This window comes from Kumtagia ephedrae (assembly GCF_003012745.1).
In the GTDB taxonomy this organism is placed as follows: domain Bacteria; phylum Pseudomonadota; class Alphaproteobacteria; order Rhizobiales; family Rhizobiaceae; genus Kumtagia; species Kumtagia ephedrae.
Genome location: NZ_PXYK01000026.1, coordinates 65,454 through 83,483, shown reverse-complemented (window position 1 = coordinate 83,483; position 18,030 = coordinate 65,454). Strand labels below are relative to the sequence as shown.

Genomic DNA, 18,030 nt, shown 5'->3' with positions numbered 1-18,030 from the left:
GGCGGGCTCTGGGGAGCGGGCGCAACGGCCTGCGGCGCGGCGGGCTGCGGCGCCGCGACCTGCGGACGCGCAGGCGGCGGCGGGGCGGCCGGCGTCTGCGGGCGCGGCGTGAACACGGGTGCCTGCTGATGCGGTTCCGCACGCTCGCCCGGCATCGAGAACTTGCGCTTCTTGGTCTCGACGACGACCTGCTTGGTGCGGCCGTGCGAGAAATTCTGGCGCACGGTGCCCTGCGTGACGCCGGCCGGCTTCAGGCTCAGCGTCTTCTTGGTGTTGACGGTCAACGTGTTGTCGTCGCCGGATTTCGTATCGCTCATTCCATATCCTCTGCGGCTGTCTCGTCTTCGGCGATCGCCGCAAACATCGCTTCATCATCCGGGGATCCGCCCCGGTAGCGGTCGAGCGCCGCCACGCGCCGTGCAGCCGCTCTTCCCGCTTCCTGCGCGAGAACGGCAGCATGTATCACATTTGTGCCGCCCAATGCCAAACCCAATTCGGCTTCCGAGAAAAGTTTGTAGGCACGGATTTCCGGTCCGCCGAGATGGGCGGTCGCTCGCCTGGCCTGGGTTACCTTGCGGACACCGTCCGGAGAGGCATCCGTGGCATGCAGCACGAGCAGCGCTTCGCCGCTGCGCACCGCATTGTCGACTTTCGCGGCACCCAATGCAACCGCCCCCGCCTTGCGAGCGAGCCCGACAGCCCCGAGCGCCGATTGGGCAAGAATGCCGTCCACCATGTCCGCGAGGGCGGGAGGGACGCCGACCTGCCGTTTGAAGGCGCGCGCGAAAAGGTTCTTCGCGACCGCCTTCTCCACATGTAGGCGATCGGCGCTCACCCAGCAACCGCGGCCGGGCAGTTTTCTCTTGAGATCGGGTACGACCGTGCCGTCGGGAGCGACGACGAACCGGATCAGCTCATCCGGCTCGCGCCGTTCGCGCGAAACGATGCAGGTGCGATCGTTCATCTCGTCGAGAAGGGGTTGCCTGGCGATGGGTCACCTCACGCGTCCGCCGCCACGGCGTCTTCTTCGACGGCGGCCTCGTCCTCGGTGATCCAGCCGGCCTTGAGCCGGGCCGCCAGCACCATGTTCTCGGCGTCGGCGCGCGACACCTCATGCGCCGCGAGCACGCCTGGATAGGTCTTGGTCTCGCCGTCCTTACGTTCCTTCCAGCCGACCAGATCGTCGACGGCGTAGCCGGCGAAGTCCTCGATCGTCTTCACGCCGTCCTCGCCCAGCGTCACCATCATGGCAGTGGTCATGCCCGGGATCTCGCGCAGCTCGTCCTCCACGCCGAGTGTTTTGCGCTTCTCATCGTGCTCGGCCTCGATCTTCGCAAGATAGTCGCGGGCGCGAGCCTGGATCTCGCTGGCGGTGTCCTCGTCGAAGCCGTCGATCGAGGAAATCTCGTCGGCATCGACATAGGCGACCTCCTCGACGCTGGTGAAGCCTTCCGAGGCCAGCACCTGGCCGACCATCTCGTCGACGTTGAGCGCTTCCATGAACAGGTTCGAGCGCTCGACGAACTCCTTCTGGCGCCGCTCGCTCTCTTCCTGCTCGGTGAGGATGTCGATGTCCCAGCCGGTGAGCTGCGAGGCGAGCCGCACGTTCTGGCCGCGCCGGCCGATCGCCAGCGACAGCTGGTCGTCGGGCACCACCACCTCGATCCGCTCGGCATCCTCGTCGAGCACCACCTTGGCGACTTCCGCAGGCTGCAGCGCGTTGACGATGAAGGACGCGGCCGATGGCGACCACGGGATGATGTCGATCTTCTCGCCCTGCAGCTCGGCGACCACCGCCTGCACGCGCGAACCGCGCATGCCGACGCAGGCGCCGACCGGGTCGATCGAGGAATCACGGGAGATCACCGCGATCTTGGCGCGGCTGCCCGGGTCGCGGGCGACCGACTTGATCTCGATGATGCCGTCATAGATCTCCGGCACCTCCATGGTGAACAGCTTCGCCATGAACTGCGGATGGGTGCGCGACAGGAAGATTTGCGGGCCGCGCTGCTCGCGGCGCACGTCGTAGACATAGGCGCGGACGCGGTCGCCATATTTGTAGTTCTCGCGCGGGATCAGCTCGTCGCGGCGGATGATCGCCTCGCCGCGGCCGAGGTCGACGATGACGTTGCCGTATTCGACGCGCTTGACCGTGCCGTTGACGATCTCGCCGATGCGGTCCTTGTATTCGTCGTACTGTCGGTCGCGCTCGGCCTCGCGCACCTTCTGCACGATCACCTGCTTGGCCGACTGGGCGGCGATGCGGCCGAAATCCATCGGCGGCAGCTGCTCGGCGATGAAGTCGCCGATCTCGGCGTCGGGATTGCGCTCGCGCGCCGACGACAGCGCGATCTGCGTCGCATAATCCTCGACCGTCTCGACCACTTCCATCAGTCGCTGCAGCTTCATCTCGCCGGTGTTCGCGTTGATGTCGGCGCGGATGTTGGTCTCCTGGCCGTAACGCGAGCGCGCCGCCTTCTGGATCGCGTCGGCCATGGCGGCGATGACGATCGACTTGTCGATCGACTTCTCGCGCGCGACCGCGTCGGCGATCTGCAGCAGCTCGAGCCTGTTCGCACTGACTACCATTTTGTCGTCTCCCTGAACCGTGCCGGATCCGCCGGCCGTCCATTCACTCTTCTGTTTCGTTGTCCTGGTCGGCCTCGCTCTGGCGCCTGCGCGCCTCCTTGCGGGCCCTGTTGTCCTTGCTCAGCGCGTCGCGGACGAGATCGTCGGTCAGGATCAGCCGCGCCTCGGCGATCGTCTCGAACGGTATCCGCGCGGTCGGCTCGTCGCCATAGGCCGGCTGGTCGCGGGCGATAACGATGCCGTCCTCGTCCGCCTCCTCGATCCTGCCGCGGAAACGCTTGCGGTCGGCGACGAGGACCGACGTGTCGACCTTGACGAGATGGCCCTTCCAGGTCGCGAAATCCGACTTGCGCACCAGCGGCCGGTCGATGCCCGGCGACGACACTTCCAGATGATACGCCTTGTCGATCGGATCGTCGACATCGAGGGCTGGCGATACCGCCCGGCTCACCTCTTCGCAGTCCTCGACCGTCATGGTGCCGTCTTCGCGCTCCGCCATGATCTGCAGCGTCAGCCCGTTCTGCCCCGTCAGGCGGACCCGCACGAGCCGATACTGCATGGCGCGCAGCACCGGCGCGATGATCGTCGCGATCCGTGCCTCGGTCCCGCTCTCGCGGATGATGCGGTCGTCCTGTACGCCGTTTTCGGCCGTCATTTGTGCTCCACCGGGTCGGGTAACAAAAAAGAGCGGGACCGGGTGGACCCACTCTTCTCCATACCGACCAAGAATTTGTACCCCAAATAGCCTAGCGGTCGCGGCTTTTCAAGTGCCGTGAGGCGAATGAAGCCCTGCGCAGTGTTGCGAAGGAATGCAGTTCGGCCGGCTCGGCCGTCCCGATGTCGAGCAGTGAATATGCCGGGGTTTACAAAAGTATTTTCCATAACGGAAAAAGAAAACGCCTCATTTTCGTTGTAGTGTTGCTTGCTGGCATCGGCGCGAGAGAAGGATGTTTCTCGAATGGGTGAGCTTTACGACAGGATAGCTGCGTTCGACCGGGGCATTGCGGACCGCTGGAAGGCAAGAACGAAGGAAAAGGCCGACTACAAGCTGCGCGCCTGGGACATCGACGCGATCATCGCGCCGATGATGAGGGGCCGGAAGAAGATAACGGAAAAACAGGCCAACGCGATCGCCGAGTTCGTCAAAGGCACCAAGAGAGACCTGAAGGATGTGGAGCCCATCCGCGCCCGCCTCACCTATTACGTACGACTGGCCGAGGAGTTCGGAGGTATCGAACTGGAGCCTCTGGTCGGCGAGGCGGCGCTGGCGCCCGTCTTCGAGGCGCTTTCGGGACCGACGATCCTGAAGATTGCGTTCAAGAGCCCGAAGACGGGCGTCTCCTACATGCCGATCGACTACCTGTCGGTGCGCAAGCTGGTCGAGGCAGGCAAGGTCACCTGCGCCGAGGCCCGCGTCGGCGGCCTTTCGATGCTGACGCAGGCGCAAGGCGAATATCATTCGGGCCACAACATTCTCGTCGTCTATGCCGGCCTCTCGCAAACCGACCGGGCGATGACGATCGTCCATGAGGTGACGCATCTCATCCAGGATTTCCGCGACGCCAGAGGCATGGTAACGCATTTCGAAGCGGACGCCTTCATCGCCGGGGCCATGGTCGAGCACGTGCTGCTCGGCAGACAGGAGGCGGGGGGCGCCATCTACGACGCGGCGTTCAAGGCGGCGAAGTTCGTCGTCGACCGCAAGGTCGGGCCGGGCGACAAGGACTGGCTGGCCGCCTATGACGCCGTGGTCGCCGCGGTGAACGCGAGCGACACCTACAAGGCCAAGGCGAGGCTTCGGGTGGACAAGGGCAAGGGCGAGACGGAGTCGGAGCCCGCAGCCCTGGCGGACGCGATCGGGAAGCGGGTGAAGGACGCGCAGGATTTTGCCAACTGGGCCAAGGACGCGCTCGACGAAACGCTCATTGCCCCGCTGCGGCGGATCAAGGATGTCATCCCATAGTTTTCGCGGCGGTTTGAGTATTTTCTTCGATTCACCGGAGCTACTCTAACTTTCCTGGTTTTTTTCAACTCCGGACGCAAAACGGCAGTGGGTCAATTTGAACTCTGACCCACCGGTTTCGTCAAACTGATGCAGTAGAAACAAATCCCGGCGAGGACAGCGGCCAGCGCCCCGAGTGTAGCAAATGATCTGAAGTGCCCGTTATATGGGAGAGTAAGGAAAGAAAAGCTAGCTGCGACAAAAACTGCCGCTAAAGTCCACACTCCCGGCCTTGCAGTGAGGGCGATTGGAAAGGCGAAAGCTGCAACAACTGCCGCCAGATACAGCGGCCAAGACACTATGAAGCCAGCCGCGACATAAACGGCGCACAACGAGAACGTCTCCGACCAAAGAAGTTGCGGCGAAGGGCTCGACACGGCCAGCAAACTTCCAACCACGCCAAAAACGTATGACAACGTAATTCGAATGGCGAGCGAAACCCTCATGCCCTCACTATGGCACCGTAGGTGCCGGGGCCCAAGTTGGATTTCAACTGACCCACTAGCCACGCCCACACTTTTGCTAGAATTGCTTCAGCTGTCCCGGCTCTCACGCAATGCGCGCGCCGCATGGCTCCCCTGCGCGCCATTCGCTGGCGCCGCGGCCGGCATCCTCCTATCTATGTTGCATTGCACAATGCCAGAGGACAGGACAATGTCGACCCGTAGCCGTAGCACTTTCGGCGAGTTGATTGGCATCTTCGGCAGCGCCATCGCCGCCGCTTCCGCCGTAAACCATGGCCGCCAGCCCAACGCCCGCGACCTGCGGGCGCTCGGAATCGATCCCGAGCGGTTCCGCGAGATCAAGCACTTCTGACAAGCACATGATGGCAGCGCGCGGCCTTTGTAGCGGCCGCGGGGTAACGCGACTGTCGGCAGCAGCCAGAGCGCCGGTGGCCGCTTGCCCGATCAGCGCCGCCGGAAGGTGAGATAGGCCGGTCGCCGGCCTTCGCGGATCGCCTTGGCCTCGTAGCGCGTGCCCGGCCAGTTGTCGAAAGGCCGATGCCAGTCGGCTGCTTCCTCCGCGAGCCATTCGAACGCGGGGTGCGCCCGGCAGGCAAGCAGCGTCCAGTCGACATAGGTGTCGATGTCGGACGCGAAGCGAAAAATGCCGCCGCCTCGGAGCACGCGGGCAAATCGATCGAGATTCTGCAGACTGACGAAGCGCCGCTTCCAGTGTTTCTTCTTCGGCCAGGGATCGGGATAGAAGAGGTCGATCCGCTCCAGCCCTCCGGGCTGCAGCCAATCCAGCACCTGGATGGCGTCGTCGTCATGGACGCGCAGGTTGGCGGGCCGCGTCTCTTCGACCCGCATCATCAGCTTGGCCATGCCGTTGACGAACGGCTCGATACCGATGAAACCGACGCCGGGTTCGGCTTCGAGCGCGTGCAGCAGGTGCTCGCCGCCGCCGAAGCCGATCTCCAGCCGCACCGCAGATACCGCGGCGGGGAAAAGGTCGCGTAGATCGGCCGGGGCGGGACTGGAGAGATCAAGCCTGTGTCGCGCCAGCCCATCGGCGAGCGCGGTCGCCTGATGCGACCGCACCGGCCTGCCGCGCCGCCGCCCGAAAAAACCTTCCGTCGAGCGGCTGCGCGGTCCGGTTGCGGTCATGGGGACGTGTGCAAGGATCAGGCGACAGCCTGCTTGAGCGCCTTCACCAGGTCCGTCCTCTCCCACGAGAACGAGCCGTCACGGCCGGGCTTGCGGCCGAAATGGCCGTAGGCCGTGGTCTTGGCGTAGATCGGCTTGTTGAGGTCGAGATGCTTGCGGATGCCGCTGGGCGACAGGTCCATGACCTCGCGCAGCGCCGCCTCCAGCTTGCCTTCCTCGATCTTGCCGGTGCCGTGCAGGTCGACATAGACCGACAGCGGCTGGGCAACGCCGATGGCGTAGGAGAGCTGGATGGTGCAGCGGTCGGCCAGCCCTGCGGCCACCACGTTCTTGGCGAGGTAGCGGGCCGCATAGGCCGCCGAACGGTCGACCTTGGTGGTGTCCTTGCCGGAGAACGCGCCGCCGCCATGCGGGGCCGCGCCGCCATAGGTATCGACGATGATCTTGCGGCCGGTGAGGCCGGCATCGCCGTCGGGGCCGCCGATGACGAACTTGCCGGTCGGGTTGACGTACCACTTGCAGTCCTCGGCGATCTTCAGATCACCCAGCGCTTCGCGGATGTAGGGCTCGACCACCTTGCGCACCTTGGCCGAATCCCAGTTGGCGTCGAGATGCTGGGTGGACAGCACGATCTGGGTGACGTCGGCCGGCTTGCCGTCGACGTAGCGGACCGTCACCTGGCTCTTGGCGTCCGGGCCGAGCCTGCCGGCGTCGCTGGAATTGGCGCGGCGGGCCGTCGACAGGTTCTCGAGGATCTTGTGGCTGTAATAGATCGGTGCCGGCATCAGTTCCGGGGTCTCGCGGCAGGCATAGCCGAACATGATGCCCTGGTCGCCAGCGCCTTCGGCGTTGGAATCCTGGGCCTTGTCGACACCCTGCGCGATGTCGGCCGACTGGCCGTGCAGCAGCACGTCGATCTTGGCATGCTTCCAGTGGAAGCCGTCCTGCTCGTAGCCGATGTCGCGGATGGCGCGGCGGGCGGCCGCCTTGAACTTCGACGGATTGACCAGCGGATTCCCGGCGGCGTCCTTCGCCACCTTGCCGTCCTTGTCCTTCTTCAGCAGCGTCTCGGGGACGCGCACTTCGCCGGCGATCACCACCCGGTTCGTCGTCGCCAGCGTCTCGCAGGCCACGCGCACGTCCCAGGGGCTCATGCCGGCCTTCTTGGCTTCACGATAGACCAGATCGACGATTTCGTCGGAAATACGGTCGCAAACTTTGTCGGGATGTCCTTCGGAAACAGATTCCGATGTAAAGAGATAGTTCTGGCGCGCCACGGGTGTCCCCTCTTGAAAGCTGCATCGGGAGGATGCTTCAGCGGGCGACGGATAGCGAAGCAACCGGTGGCGCGTCAAGCCCGCGCGACAAACTACCTGCCTTGCCGGCGCCGCCCGGGCCGCTCCGCGAGCCTTCGATCACTCGCTTTCGCCGGCGGCCAGAGCCTTGACCAAGTCAATGATCTTGCGGCGGATCTTGGCGTCGCTGATCTTCACGAAGGCCCTGTTCAACTGGAGGCCTTCGGTGCTGGTGGCGAAATCCAGGGCGAGGGTGGCCGAAGCGTCTTCCGCCAGCCCGCGCACCGTCCCGTCCTGGCCTGGCGCGTCCTCGAACAGGAACGACACCGGCACGCCGAGGACCTCCGAGATCGCCTGCAGGCGGCTGGCGCCGACGCGGTTGGTGCCCTTTTCGTATTTCTGGATCTGCTGGAATGTTATTCCCAGCGTCTCGCCGAGCTTTTCCTGGCTCATTCCAAGCATGTTCCGGCGGAGCCGGATACGGCTTCCGACGTGAATATCCGTTGGATTCGGCTTTTTCTTGCTGTCTCTCCCGTTCATTTTTTCCCCTCGCTGGTTAGCGACTTAAGGTTTTTATACGGTGTCGAGTCTGCAGTTGGTCCGTCTGCCTGCGGATCAGTTCGGCAGCCAGCGGCGGCTGGCGGAGGTGCTTGCCGCAAGCAGGCCGAATAGGGCAACAATGGCGAGGCCGATGGTAGCGGCCGGAAGCGCCGGCCGAACGGCCTGCGCGGCTATGGAAAGGTCTATATCAAAGTATCCACGAGCATTGATCGCAAGGGCGTCGATCACTCGGCCGTATTGGTCGACGGCGCCGGAAATGCCTGTATTTGCTGCGCGCACGAGTGGCAGTCCCGTTTCGACGGTGCGGAGTTGCGCCTGCCTGAAATGCTGATAGGGCCCAGGCGTGTCTCCGAACCATGCGTCATTCGTGACGTTCACAATAATATTCGCTGACGTAACGTCAACTGCTACCAGTTGCGGAAAGATGATTTCATAGCAAATGAACGGCACGGCAGCCAACCCGCCGGGAATGTCGATGGCCTTTCGCAAGGTTCCGGGTGCGAAATTCATGGGGCCGGCGACGATTTGCTTGAGGCCGATGCGCTCAAAGAAGTCTGCAAAGGGAAGGTATTCGCCGAAGGGAACAAGATGCACCTTGTCCACGGCGTCGACGATCTCTCCGGAGGAATCGATCGCCAAGACGGAATTGTAGTCGATCGCCATCCGGCGCGTGCCGTCGCTTTCGGTGCGCACGGCTCCCGCAAGCAGCATCTGTCCGTCCGCCAGCGTGTCGCCGATGGCAGCCAGCGCGTCGGGTCTGTCGGTGAACAGGAACGGCACCGAGGTCTCCGGCCAGACGATCAGCGCGGGCCTGTCGCGCCCGGCGGCGGCAGGCTCGGCGCTCAGGCGCAGCAGATCGGAGAAAGCCTTGTCCTGCTCTTCCGGGTTCCATTTCACGGTCATGTCCACCGAGGGCTGGACGACCCGGACCGCAAGCTTTTGCTGGTCGGGCCGGTCGGCCGTGGACAGGCGGTAAATGCCGAAGCCGGCATGCAGCACGCACAATGCCAGGGCGAGCGCCAGCCCTATCCCGCGGTGGCGCGCGCCGGAGAGCAGGGCGGGCATGGCGAAGACGAAGACGGCGAGCGCGTCCATACCGACAAGGCCGACCACGGTGACGCTTTGCATCAGCACCGGCACCGGCATGGCGGCGTAGCCGATCGCGTTCCACGGAAAGCCGGTGAACAGGAACGTCCTCAGCCATTCGGCGAGCCCGAAGCCGAAGGCGAGCGCGGCGATGCGGCCGATGCCCTCGCTCCACAGCAGCCGCGCCAGCGCCGTCGCGAAGCCGTAGAAGAAGGCCAGCAGCAGCGGCACGCCGAGCACCGCGAAGGGCAGGGCCCAGGCGAAGCTTTCGGCCTCCACCAGCAGGGCGCTGCCGATCCACCACAGGCCGGCGAGGAAATAGCCGAAGCCGAACCACCAGCCGATTGCGAAGGCCGGGCGCAGGCGGCGCAGGAAGGTGGCCCCGACAGGCGGCGACGCGCCGTCCAGCAACCAGACCAGCACCGGGAAGGAAACGAAACCGGCGGCGAAAAAATCGTAGGGAGCCTGCGCCAGCACCGCGAACGCGCCGGCAAGGAACGCCGCCAGCGCACGGCGCCAGCCCCAGAGCAGAATAAAACGCCCCGACAGGCGCTCCATACGCAGTTCCCCGTCGCGAATCACCCCGACCCCGGTTTAGCAGCCCGACCGATATTAGCGAACGCCCAAACGCACCGCCGGCTTTCCTGGCCTGCGGGCATCGGGCTATCCGCGCTCGCTTACCCTGCCCTTCTCGACGCTCAGGAATTGCGCCTTGCCGTCAAGGGCCGAGAACAGGGCGGATTCGGTTCCGGTCATGAAGGTCTGGCAGCCTATGTCATCGAGGATCGAAAACAGCGCGGCGCGACGGCGCAGATCGAGATGCGCGGCGATCTCGTCGAGCAGCACCAGCGGCACCTGGCCCGCCATGTCCGCGGCGAGCCGCGCATGCGACAGCACGATGCCGACGAGCAGCGCCTTCTGCTCGCCGGTGGAGCAATATTCGGCGGCCATGGCGTTCTGCCGGTGCCGTACCAGCAGGTCGGAGCGATGCGGGCCTTCGAGCGTTCGGCCCGCCGCCTGGTCGCGCATACGCGCCGCCGCCAGGCTTTCGCGGTAGCTTTCCTCGACGTCGGTCGCGGAGCGCTTGGCGATCTCATCCTCGAGTGTTCCCGAAAGCCCGATATCGGCCTGCGGAAACGGTCCGGAGCCGGGCATGCGTCCGATCATCGCCTCGAGCAGGCCGAGCAGCTCCAGCCGCGCCGCCGCCATCGCCACGCCGGCTTCCGCCATCTGCGCCTCGATCGCCGTCAGCCAGCCCTGGTCGCGGCCGCCTTCGGCCAGCAGCCGGTTGCGGCCGCGCATGGCCTTCTCGAAGGCGAGCGCGCGCTGGCCGTGGCCCGGATCGACCGTCAGCACCATGCGGTCGAAGAAGCGCCGGCGGTCCGCCGCCGGCCCGGTGAACAGCGCGTCCATCGCCGGCGTCAGCCAGACCACCCGCACCCATTCGAGCAGGGTTTCGGCGGATTTCGCCGGCGCCCCGTTGATGCGGATGCGCCGCCCGCCGTCGGGCCCGGCCGCGCCGGCGGTTCCGGTGCCGATCTCGACGGTGTCGAAAGGGCCGTCGAGCGCCGCATGGACGGCGAAGCCGTCCTCGCTGCCCTCGCGCGTCATTTCCTCGTAGGTGGCGCGGCGCAGGCCCCGCCCGGGCGCCAGCATCGAGATCGCCTCGAGCAGATTGGTCTTGCCGGCGCCGTTGTCGCCCGAAAACACCACCGATCGCGGCTCGAACGGCAGGTCGAGCGTCTCGTAATTGCGGAAATCGGTCAGGCGCAGCCTGGTCAGGTGGACCGGCGCCGGATGGTCGGACATGGGAGGCGAGAGGTCGGTCCGGCTCACACCCGCATCGGCATCAGCACGTAGAGCGTATCGTCATCCGTCGTGTCGTGGATCAGCGTCGGCGAGCCGGCATCCGCCAGCATGAAGCGGGCGTTTTCGCCGGAAAGCTGCGCTGCGACATCGAGCAGATATTTGGCGTTGAAGCCGATCTCCATGGGGTCGGCCGAATAGTCCGCGGCCAGCTCCTCGGTGGCGCTGCCGGAATCCGGATTGTTGACGGTCAGCGTCACCAGGGCGTCGGCGATCGAGATCTTGACCGCCCGGCCGCGCTCCGAGGAGACGGTGGACACGCGGTCGACGGCGCGGGCGAAACTCTCCCGGTCGATCATCAGCCGCTTGTCGTTGCCGATCGGGATCACCCGCTGGTAGTCGGGGAAGGTGCCGTCGATCAGCTTGGAGGTGAGCACGACGCCGCCGATGGTGAAGCGGATCTTGGTATCCGACAATTCGGTCGTCACCACCACGTCCGGTGTGTCGACCAGCTTCTGCAGCTCGCTCACCGTCTTGCGCGGAATGATGATGCCGGGCATGCCCTCCGTGCCGGTCGGCGCATCCATCTCGGCGCGCGCCAGCCGGTGGCCGTCGGTCGCCACCGCGCGCAGCTTCAGCTTTCCGTCGACCTCCACGGCATGCAGGTAGATGCCGTTGAGGTAATAGCGGGTCTCCTCGGTGGAGATCGCGAACTGGGTCTTGTCGATCAGCCTCTTCAGCGCCGCCGAATCCATCCTGAAGAAGTGCGAGAACGATCCCGCCGTCAGTTGCGGGAAATCCGACTGCGGCAGGCATTGCAGGCGGAAGTTGGAGCGCCCGGCGACCACCGACATGGAATTCCCGTCATCGTCGGTGCGCAGCATCACCTCGGCACCGTCCGGCAGCTTGCGGACGATCTCGTAGAGCAGGTGGGCCGGCACCGTCGTGCCGCCGGCCTGCTCGACCTGCGCCGCCGTCGCCTCGGTGATCTCGAGGTCGAGGTCCGTGGCCTTCAGCTCGAGGCTGCTGCCTTCCGTGGCGAGCATGACGTTGGACAGGATCGGTATCGTGTTGCGGCGTTCGACCACGCGGTGGACGTGGTTGAGGGACTTGAGGAGATTTGAGCGTTCCAGAACTACGCGCATGACGAAACCGGCTCGATTTGCTTGACACTGACAGTCGGCGGAGGGTCGCCGCCGAACCGCCTGTTATGGCGGGACTCCGGAACAGACTGACAGCAAAAGACTCGCAATGGCAAGCCCGCGGAACGGCCTGGCGGCCGTTCCGCGGGCTTGTGTGGAAAACGGCCGCGGCCGCGGATGCGCTCAGGCTTGGTCGCTGATCAGCCGCCGCAGCAGTTCGAGCTCCTGGGCGAGCGAATTGTCGCTGCCCGAGAGGTCTTCGATCTTGCGCACCGCGTGCAGGACCGTGGTGTGGTCACGGCCGCCGAACCGCCGGCCGATCTCCGGCAGCGAGCGCGGCGTCATGACCTTGGCGAGGTACATGGCAACCTGACGCGGCTTGACGATGGTGCGCGTGCGCCGGTTGGACAGCAGCTCGGTCTTCGACACGTTGTAGTGCCGGGCGACGATGCGCTGGATGTCCTCGATGCGCGGCCGCTTCGGTTCGCCGGAGCGATACATGTGGCGCAGGATGTCGTCGATCCGGTCGATGGTGATCTGCGGCTCGAAGCTCTGCCGGAACAGCAGCTGGTTGAAGGCGCCTTCGAGCTCGCGACCGCTGCCGGTGACGGTGCGGGCGACATGCTCCAGGATTTCGTCGCCGATTTCCCCGGCACCGTCCTCGGTCCTGGCCGCGGCCCGGCGCAGCCTCAGCATGCCGAGACGCATGGCGAAATCGGGCGCCGCCATCTCAAGCGCCACCCCGCCGACGAGGCGGGAGCGCACGCGCGGCTCCAGCGATTCCAGCTCGGCGGGCGGCCGGTCCGCCGCCACCACGACCTGCTTGGCGCTGTCCAGCAGCATGTTGATCAGGTGGCAGAACTCGTTTTGGATCGACTTGCCCTGCAGGAACTGCATGTCGTCGATGATCAGGAGGTCGATGTCGCGCAGTTGCTCCTTCAGCGTCAGCGCATTGTTGTCACGGATGGCAGTGGCGAAGCGCCACATGAAATATTCCGCGGTCAGATAGACGACGCGCGACTTGCCGTTCTGGCGCACCGCCTCGGCGGCGATGGCCTGCAGCAGGTGCGTCTTGCCGAGCCCCACCGAGGCATGCAGGAACAGCGGATTGAAGCGCGAGGCCGATTCCGCGACCGCCTTTGCGGCGGCCAGCGCCACCCGGTTGGCCGAGCCTTCGACAAAAGATTCGAAAGTATAGCGCGGGTCGAGCGGCGAGCCGAGCACGCTCGACCTGGTTTCCGCGTCCGAAAGCGGGCGGCGCGGCTGGTCGCGCGCCGCGGCCGGCATGGCCGTGGTGCCGGCCGACAGTGCCGAGTGGATCTGCCGCGCGGCCTTGCGCGGGGCGTCGGCCTCCGGCGCGGGAAGCGCAGCCCGGGTGGCGGTGCGCGCGATGAACTCGACCTTCAGGACGCTCGCGTCCTCCTGCCTCCAGATGTCGGACACAAGATCGAGATAGTGCCCGTTGATCCAGGACCGGAGGAAGGCGGTGGGAACGGAAATGCGCACGAGCCCCTTCGAAGCTTCTGCAAGCTTCATGCGTCCGAACCAGCTCGAATAGACCTCGCTTCCCAGTCGCGCCTTGAGTTGGGTCTTGACCCGTTCGAAGACAGTATCGGCGCCGTCCGCTGCCAGCATGCCTTTGTCTTCGGCTCGATTCGTCGGGAGAAGGAAACCCGACTTGGCCTCTCCTCCAGCGCCGCCGTGCATGTTGTCCACCTCGACTTTCCTTCCTCGTATCGCCGCCGGGGCCCGCCGCGCCGGCACGAATGTCCGCATTTTGATCCGCGGCAGAACCCCGGACCGCTCTCGTGCTGAAACCCGACCGCAGCGCGGACCGGTCCGCACCGATCCTGCTTCTCGGGCAACAACCAGCACCCTCCGGCCAGAGGCCGAAGCGCACCCGTTCCCAAACGCGTTGGCTACCCCACTCGTCAGTCGCTCGAGAAGACGCATGCATCCTCAACACGGAATCGCTCCGCGTTGTGCATCCCGCCGCATTTGCTAGGATTGGTCGGCCGCAGGCCTGTCTTCTCAATAGGGAGACTTTACAAAACCGGGGGGGCGCCCCGCAAGGTCCGAGCCAACTGTTTTTTAAAGTTAGCCGACGACGAAAGTGCTGAATTCCGGCCGTTCCGAGACGAAAGTCGCGGCCAAGACCTTATGAATCATCACCTTCCGTCCGGCGGTCTTCGGAAGGAGCGTGTCGGCGAAATAGTTTTTAATTTTTTTCCTGATAGCCCAAACCTCTGAAAATCCCCGCAGGTGGTGGACAGCCTGTGGATAATATCATACTAACAGGCTGAAAACGCTTGGATTTTGGATTTTGACCAAATTGCGACGCCTGCCGCAACGGGATGCCGATTTTTGTGCGGTGCGGGGCAAACAGCAGCGGCCGCGCGGGCGCCGCGGCGTCGGCATCCGGGCACGTCGCGCCGCCCGTCGACGAGGGGTCGGCGGGTGATCCGGGATGTTAGATGACAAACGAAAACCCGGCCTTTAGCGGCCGGGTCGGCATGCTCGCGAAGCGTGTGTGGAGGTCAGGCGGAAAGGGTCTTAAGGCGCTGCGCCAGGCGCGAGACCTTCCGGGAAGCCGTGTTGCGATGCAGCACGCCTTTGGTGGCGGCGCGCATCAATTCGGGCTGCGCGACCTGAAAGGCGGCCTCCGCGGCGGCCTTGTCGCCGGCGGCCAGCGCCTCTTCGACCTTGCGCACGAAGGTACGCACACGCGACCGGCGGTTCTTGTTGATCGCGGTGCGACGGGCGATCTTGCGCGTAGCTTTCTTGGCCGAAGACGTATTGGCCATGGTGCCTCTCTCGTATCTCGTGATGGTTGTCCGGCAAGATCACCTAGACAACAAAATAACCGGGCGGCTCCAGGCCACCCCCTCATCTGGCGCGGCTTATAGAGGAGCTTTGCCGCCCCGTCAACGCCGATTCCGGCCCGCCTCCCGACTCATCGGTTCTGGAAATTCGCCGAGCGTTTTTCGGCGAAGGCGGCCATGCCTTCCTTCTGATCCTCGAAGGCGAACAGCGAGTGAAAGAGCCGGCGCTCGAAGCGCAGGCCTTCGCCGAGCGTCGTCTCGTAGGAGCGGTTGACGGCTTCCTTGGCCATCATCACCGCCGGCAGCGAGAAGCCGGCGATCTTGTCGGCCGCCTTCAGCGCCTCCTCGATCAGCTCGCCCGCCGGCACCAGGCGCGACACCAGCCCGCAACGCTCCGCCTCGGCCGCGTCCATCATCCGCCCGGTCAGGCACATGTCCATGGCCTTGGACTTGCCGACGAAGCGGGTCAGCCGCTGCGAGCCGCCCATGCCGGGGATGACGCCCAGCGTGATCTCCGGCTGGCCGAACTTCGCCGTGTCGGCGGCGATGATGAAGTCGCACATCATGGCGAGCTCGCAGCCGCCGCCGAGCGCGTAGCCGGCGACCGCGGCGATGATCGGCTTGCGCAGCCGGGTGAAATCCTCCCAGCCGCTGAAGAAGTCGGCCAGATACATGTCGACATAGGTCTGGGACTGCATCTCCTTGATGTCGGCGCCGGCGGCGAAGGCCTTGTCCGACCCGGTCAGCACAAGCGCGCCGATCCTCGGGTCCGCTTCGAAGGCGCGGGCGGCGGCGAGCAGTTCGGTCAGCACCTCGGTGTTGAGCGCGTTGAGCGCCTTCGGGCGGTTGAGGGTGATCAGGCCCACCTTGCCCCGCGTCTCGACCAGGATCGTTTCATACGCCATGCGATCTCTCCTCTCTGATGGACCGGGGGTTAGCCTACTTCTGGCAGGAGCGGCAATAGAAGGTCGAGCGGCCCGACTGCACGACGCGCTCTACATGCCCGCCGCAGCCCGGCCGCCGGCATGGCTCGCCCTCGCGGTCGTAGACGGAGAAGGAATGCTGGAAATAGCCGAGCGAGCCGTCCGTCTGGATATGGTCGCGCAGCGACGAGCCACCCGCCTCGATCGCCTCGGCGATGACCGCGCGGATCGCGTCGGCGAGCGTGTCGGTGCGCACCGCCGCCTTTTTGCCGCGCCCGGCGATGCTGCCGGCCTCGCGCAGCGGGGACAGGCCGGCGCGCCACAGTGCCTCGCAGACATAGATGTTGCCGAGCCCGGCGATGGTGCGCTGGTCGAGCAGTGCGGCCTTCAGCGGCGCGATCCGGCCGTGCAGCAATTCGCGCAGCAGCGCGCCGTCGAGCGCGTTGCCGGTCGGCTCCGGGCCGAGGCCGGCGAGCATCGGATGGCCGGCGGCCCCATCCTCGGCGAGCAGCATGAAGCCGAAGCGCCGCGGGTCGTTGTAGATCACGCGCGCCGCCCCGCCCTCTGGCGGCTCCAGATGGAAGACGACGTGGTCGTGCGCCGCCGCTTTCGACCGTTCGTGATGAAATATTCCGGGCACCGAAGCGTCGTCGCCGCTTTCGATGCGGAACGAGCCGGACATGCCGAGATGGCAGACCACCGCCGGCCCGCCCTCGACGTCGAGCAGCAGATATTTCGCCCGCCGGCCGAGCCCGGCGATCCGCTTTCCCGCCAGGCGCTCGGCGAAACGCTCGGGGAAGGGGAAGCGCAGGTCGCCGCGCCGCAGCTCCACGCTGGCGATGCGGGCGCCTTCCATCACCGGCTGCAGGCCGCGCCGGACCGTCTCGACCTCGGGCAGCTCAGGCATGGTCGGTTATGGTCTTCTCGAACGGGGTTCCATGCCGGCCCTTCTCCAGGCCGAGATGGGCGGCGACGGTCTCGCCGATGTCGGCATAGGTCTTGCGCAGTCCGACCGATCCGCCTTTGCCGCCCGGCAGCAGGCCGAAGATCGGCACACGCTCGCGCGTGTGGTCGGTACCGTGCCAGGTCGGATCGCAGCCATGATCGGCGGTGAGCAGCAGCAGGTCGCCGGCCCGCAGCCTGGCGAATGCCTCGGGCAGGCGGCGGTCGAAGGCTTCCAGCGCAGCGGCATAGCCGGGCACGTCGCGACGATGGCCGAAATCGGTGTCGAAATCGACGAAGTTGGCGAAGACCAGGTCGCCATCGCCCGCCTCGTCCATGGCCGCCAGCGTCTTGTCGAAGAGCGCCAGGTTGCCGGCTGCCTTGCGCATTTCGCTGAGGCCGCGATGGGCGAAGATGTCGCCGATCTTGCCCATGCCGATCACCTTGCTCCCCCGCCCCACGAGACGGTCGAGCACGGTCGGCTCCGGCGGCGGCACCGAATAGTCGCGGCGGTTGGGGGTGCGCTCGAAGGTGGCGGCGGTCTCACCCAAGAACGGCCTTGCGATCACCCGGCCGATGTTCAGCGGGTCGACCAGTTTCCGCACCGTCTGGCAGAAGCGGTAGAGCCGCTCCAGCCCGAAATGCGTCTCGTGCGCGGCGATCTGCAGCACGGAATCGGCCGACGTGTAGCAGATCGGCTTGCCGGTGCGGACGTGCTCCTCGCCGAAATCCTCGATGACCTGGGTGCCCGCCGCATGGCGGTTGGCGAGGATGCCGGGCACCCCGCCCTCGCGGATGATCGCTTCGGTCAACTCCGCCGGAAAGGCCGGCACGGTCTCGGGAAAATAGCCCCAGGCGAAGGGCACGGGCACGCCGGCGATCTCCCAGTGTCCGGTGATGGTGTCCTTGCCGATCGAGACTTCTTCCGCCGCGCCAAAAAAGGCGCCGTCGCGCTGCCGTGCCCCTTCGAACGGATTGCTGCCGCTGGCGATGCGGGCCGCCTCGCCGAGCCCGAGCGAGGCCATGACGGGCAGCGCCAGCGGTCCGCTGCGCAGGCCTTGCTGGTCCGCGCCGCCGGCGGCCGCGGCGCGCGCTATATGACCGAGCGTATCGGCGCCGTCGTCGCCGAAGCGTGCGCCGTCCGCCGCGCCGCCGACGCCGAAAGAATCGAGAACGAAGAGGAAGGCGCGTGCCATGGGCGTCCGGAACCGAGCGAGCCAAAAGGTTCCAACACATAGGACCGGCTCGTGGG

General features: G+C 65.7%; 17 protein-coding genes. 2 read left to right on the top strand and 15 right to left on the bottom strand.

The features are described from left to right. From C7I84_RS23005 to rimP, 4 genes are all read right to left on the bottom strand, one after another. Positions 1–317: translation initiation factor IF-2 associated domain-containing protein (locus C7I84_RS23005; protein ID WP_207771055.1), on the bottom strand; the 317-nt coding region annotated here is incomplete at its 3' end. Beyond that, positions 314–964, bottom strand: a complete 651-nt coding sequence (locus C7I84_RS23000) for an RNA-binding protein (protein WP_106774557.1) — start codon at positions 962–964, stop codon at positions 314–316. The genes C7I84_RS23000 and C7I84_RS23005, both read right to left, overlap by 4 nt. 35 nt (positions 965–999) lie before the next feature. Further along, positions 1,000–2,589, bottom strand: a complete 1,590-nt coding sequence (gene nusA, locus C7I84_RS22995) for a transcription termination factor NusA (RefSeq protein ID WP_106774556.1) — start codon at positions 2,587–2,589, stop codon at positions 1,000–1,002. Between the two features lie 43 nt (positions 2,590–2,632). Further along, on the bottom strand, positions 2,633–3,244 hold the full coding sequence (rimP, locus tag C7I84_RS22990; RefSeq protein ID WP_106774555.1) for a ribosome maturation factor RimP: 612 nt from the start codon (positions 3,242–3,244) through the stop codon (positions 2,633–2,635). A 303-nt stretch (positions 3,245–3,547) separates the two neighbouring features. Here rimP and C7I84_RS22985 point away from each other — a divergent pair, with 303 nt between their 5' ends. Together C7I84_RS22985 and C7I84_RS30175 are read left to right on the top strand one after the other, a co-directional pair. Beyond that, entirely contained in the window at positions 3,548–4,552 is a 1,005-nt protein-coding gene (locus tag C7I84_RS22985) for a hypothetical protein (protein WP_106774554.1), read from the top strand. Positions 4,553–5,245: 693 nt separating this feature from the next. Beyond that, positions 5,246–5,407 (top strand): hypothetical protein, encoded by a 162-nt coding sequence (locus tag C7I84_RS30175; protein ID WP_165816181.1) that lies wholly within the window; start codon positions 5,246–5,248, stop codon positions 5,405–5,407. A 92-nt stretch (positions 5,408–5,499) separates the two neighbouring features. Here the strand turns inward: C7I84_RS30175 and trmB are convergent, their stop codons facing one another. The 11 genes from trmB to C7I84_RS22930 form a co-directional block, all read right to left on the bottom strand. Further along, positions 5,500–6,201, bottom strand: coding sequence for a tRNA (guanine(46)-N(7))-methyltransferase TrmB (gene trmB / locus C7I84_RS22980; protein WP_106774553.1), 702 nt, complete (start codon positions 6,199–6,201; stop codon positions 5,500–5,502). 17 nt (positions 6,202–6,218) lie between these two features. Next, complete coding sequence (gene metK / locus C7I84_RS22975) at positions 6,219–7,478, bottom strand: methionine adenosyltransferase (RefSeq protein WP_106774552.1); 1,260 nt, start codon at positions 7,476–7,478, stop codon at positions 6,219–6,221. Positions 7,479–7,616: 138 nt separating this feature from the next. Further along, positions 7,617–8,036, bottom strand: coding sequence for a helix-turn-helix domain-containing protein (locus C7I84_RS22970; protein WP_106774551.1), 420 nt, complete (start codon positions 8,034–8,036; stop codon positions 7,617–7,619). A gap of 75 nt (positions 8,037–8,111) precedes the next feature. Continuing rightward, positions 8,112–9,701 (bottom strand): apolipoprotein N-acyltransferase, encoded by a 1,590-nt coding sequence (lnt, locus tag C7I84_RS22965; RefSeq protein ID WP_106774550.1) that lies wholly within the window; start codon positions 9,699–9,701, stop codon positions 8,112–8,114. Positions 9,702–9,806: 105 nt separating this feature from the next. Beyond that, positions 9,807–10,952 carry a DNA replication/repair protein RecF gene (recF, locus tag C7I84_RS22960; RefSeq protein ID WP_106774549.1) on the bottom strand — a complete coding sequence of 382 codons (1,146 nt, stop codon included), beginning with the start codon at positions 10,950–10,952 and terminating at the stop codon, positions 9,807–9,809. Positions 10,953–10,975: 23 nt separating this feature from the next. Further along, positions 10,976–12,094 carry a DNA polymerase III subunit beta gene (gene dnaN / locus C7I84_RS22955; RefSeq protein WP_106774548.1) on the bottom strand — a complete coding sequence of 373 codons (1,119 nt, stop codon included), beginning with the start codon at positions 12,092–12,094 and terminating at the stop codon, positions 10,976–10,978. A 180-nt stretch (positions 12,095–12,274) separates the two neighbouring features. Then, the gene (dnaA, locus tag C7I84_RS22950; protein WP_245428573.1) at positions 12,275–13,726 is read right to left on the bottom strand and encodes a chromosomal replication initiator protein DnaA; all 1,452 of its coding nucleotides are present in this window, start codon (positions 13,724–13,726) and stop codon (positions 12,275–12,277) included. A 902-nt stretch (positions 13,727–14,628) separates the two neighbouring features. Further along, entirely contained in the window at positions 14,629–14,895 is a 267-nt protein-coding gene (gene rpsT, locus C7I84_RS22945) for a 30S ribosomal protein S20 (RefSeq protein ID WP_106774547.1), read from the bottom strand. A 149-nt stretch (positions 14,896–15,044) separates the two neighbouring features. Beyond that, positions 15,045–15,818 (bottom strand): enoyl-CoA hydratase, encoded by a 774-nt coding sequence (locus C7I84_RS22940; protein WP_106774546.1) that lies wholly within the window; start codon positions 15,816–15,818, stop codon positions 15,045–15,047. 34 nt (positions 15,819–15,852) lie between these two features. Beyond that, a complete protein-coding gene (gene mutM / locus C7I84_RS22935) occupies positions 15,853–16,743 on the bottom strand; it encodes a bifunctional DNA-formamidopyrimidine glycosylase/DNA-(apurinic or apyrimidinic site) lyase (protein WP_106774545.1) in 891 nt (296 codons plus the stop codon). Next, positions 16,736–17,974 carry a phosphopentomutase gene (locus C7I84_RS22930; RefSeq protein ID WP_106774544.1) on the bottom strand — a complete coding sequence of 413 codons (1,239 nt, stop codon included), beginning with the start codon at positions 17,972–17,974 and terminating at the stop codon, positions 16,736–16,738. Before C7I84_RS22930 ends, mutM begins: the two co-directional genes overlap by 8 nt. Positions 17,975–18,030 lie beyond the last annotated feature (56 nt).

Excerpts from the sequence above, each read along its gene's own strand:
- recF (WP_106774549.1), bottom strand. The coding sequence starts at position 10,952 with ATGTCCGACCATCCGGCGCCGGTCCACCTGACCAGGCTGCGCCTGACC.
- C7I84_RS30175 (WP_165816181.1), top strand. The coding sequence starts at position 5,246 with ATGTCGACCCGTAGCCGTAGCACTTTCGGCGAGTTGATTGGCATCTTC.
- C7I84_RS23000 (WP_106774557.1), bottom strand. The coding sequence starts at position 964 with ATGAACGATCGCACCTGCATCGTTTCGCGCGAACGGCGCGAGCCGGAT.
- C7I84_RS22970 (WP_106774551.1), bottom strand. The coding sequence starts at position 8,036 with ATGAACGGGAGAGACAGCAAGAAAAAGCCGAATCCAACGGATATTCAC.
- dnaA (WP_245428573.1), bottom strand. The coding sequence starts at position 13,726 with ATGCTGGCAGCGGACGGCGCCGATACTGTCTTCGAACGGGTCAAGACC.
- nusA (WP_106774556.1), bottom strand. The coding sequence starts at position 2,589 with ATGGTAGTCAGTGCGAACAGGCTCGAGCTGCTGCAGATCGCCGACGCG.
- dnaN (WP_106774548.1), bottom strand. The coding sequence starts at position 12,094 with ATGCGCGTAGTTCTGGAACGCTCAAATCTCCTCAAGTCCCTCAACCAC.
- rimP (WP_106774555.1), bottom strand. The coding sequence starts at position 3,244 with ATGACGGCCGAAAACGGCGTACAGGACGACCGCATCATCCGCGAGAGC.
- rpsT (WP_106774547.1), bottom strand. The coding sequence starts at position 14,895 with ATGGCCAATACGTCTTCGGCCAAGAAAGCTACGCGCAAGATCGCCCGT.
- C7I84_RS22930 (WP_106774544.1), bottom strand. The coding sequence starts at position 17,974 with ATGGCACGCGCCTTCCTCTTCGTTCTCGATTCTTTCGGCGTCGGCGGC.
- lnt (WP_106774550.1), bottom strand. The coding sequence starts at position 9,701 with ATGGAGCGCCTGTCGGGGCGTTTTATTCTGCTCTGGGGCTGGCGCCGT.
- C7I84_RS22985 (WP_106774554.1), top strand. The coding sequence starts at position 3,548 with ATGGGTGAGCTTTACGACAGGATAGCTGCGTTCGACCGGGGCATTGCG.
- mutM (WP_106774545.1), bottom strand. The coding sequence starts at position 16,743 with ATGCCTGAGCTGCCCGAGGTCGAGACGGTCCGGCGCGGCCTGCAGCCG.
- trmB (WP_106774553.1), bottom strand. The coding sequence starts at position 6,201 with ATGACCGCAACCGGACCGCGCAGCCGCTCGACGGAAGGTTTTTTCGGG.
- C7I84_RS22940 (WP_106774546.1), bottom strand. The coding sequence starts at position 15,818 with ATGGCGTATGAAACGATCCTGGTCGAGACGCGGGGCAAGGTGGGCCTG.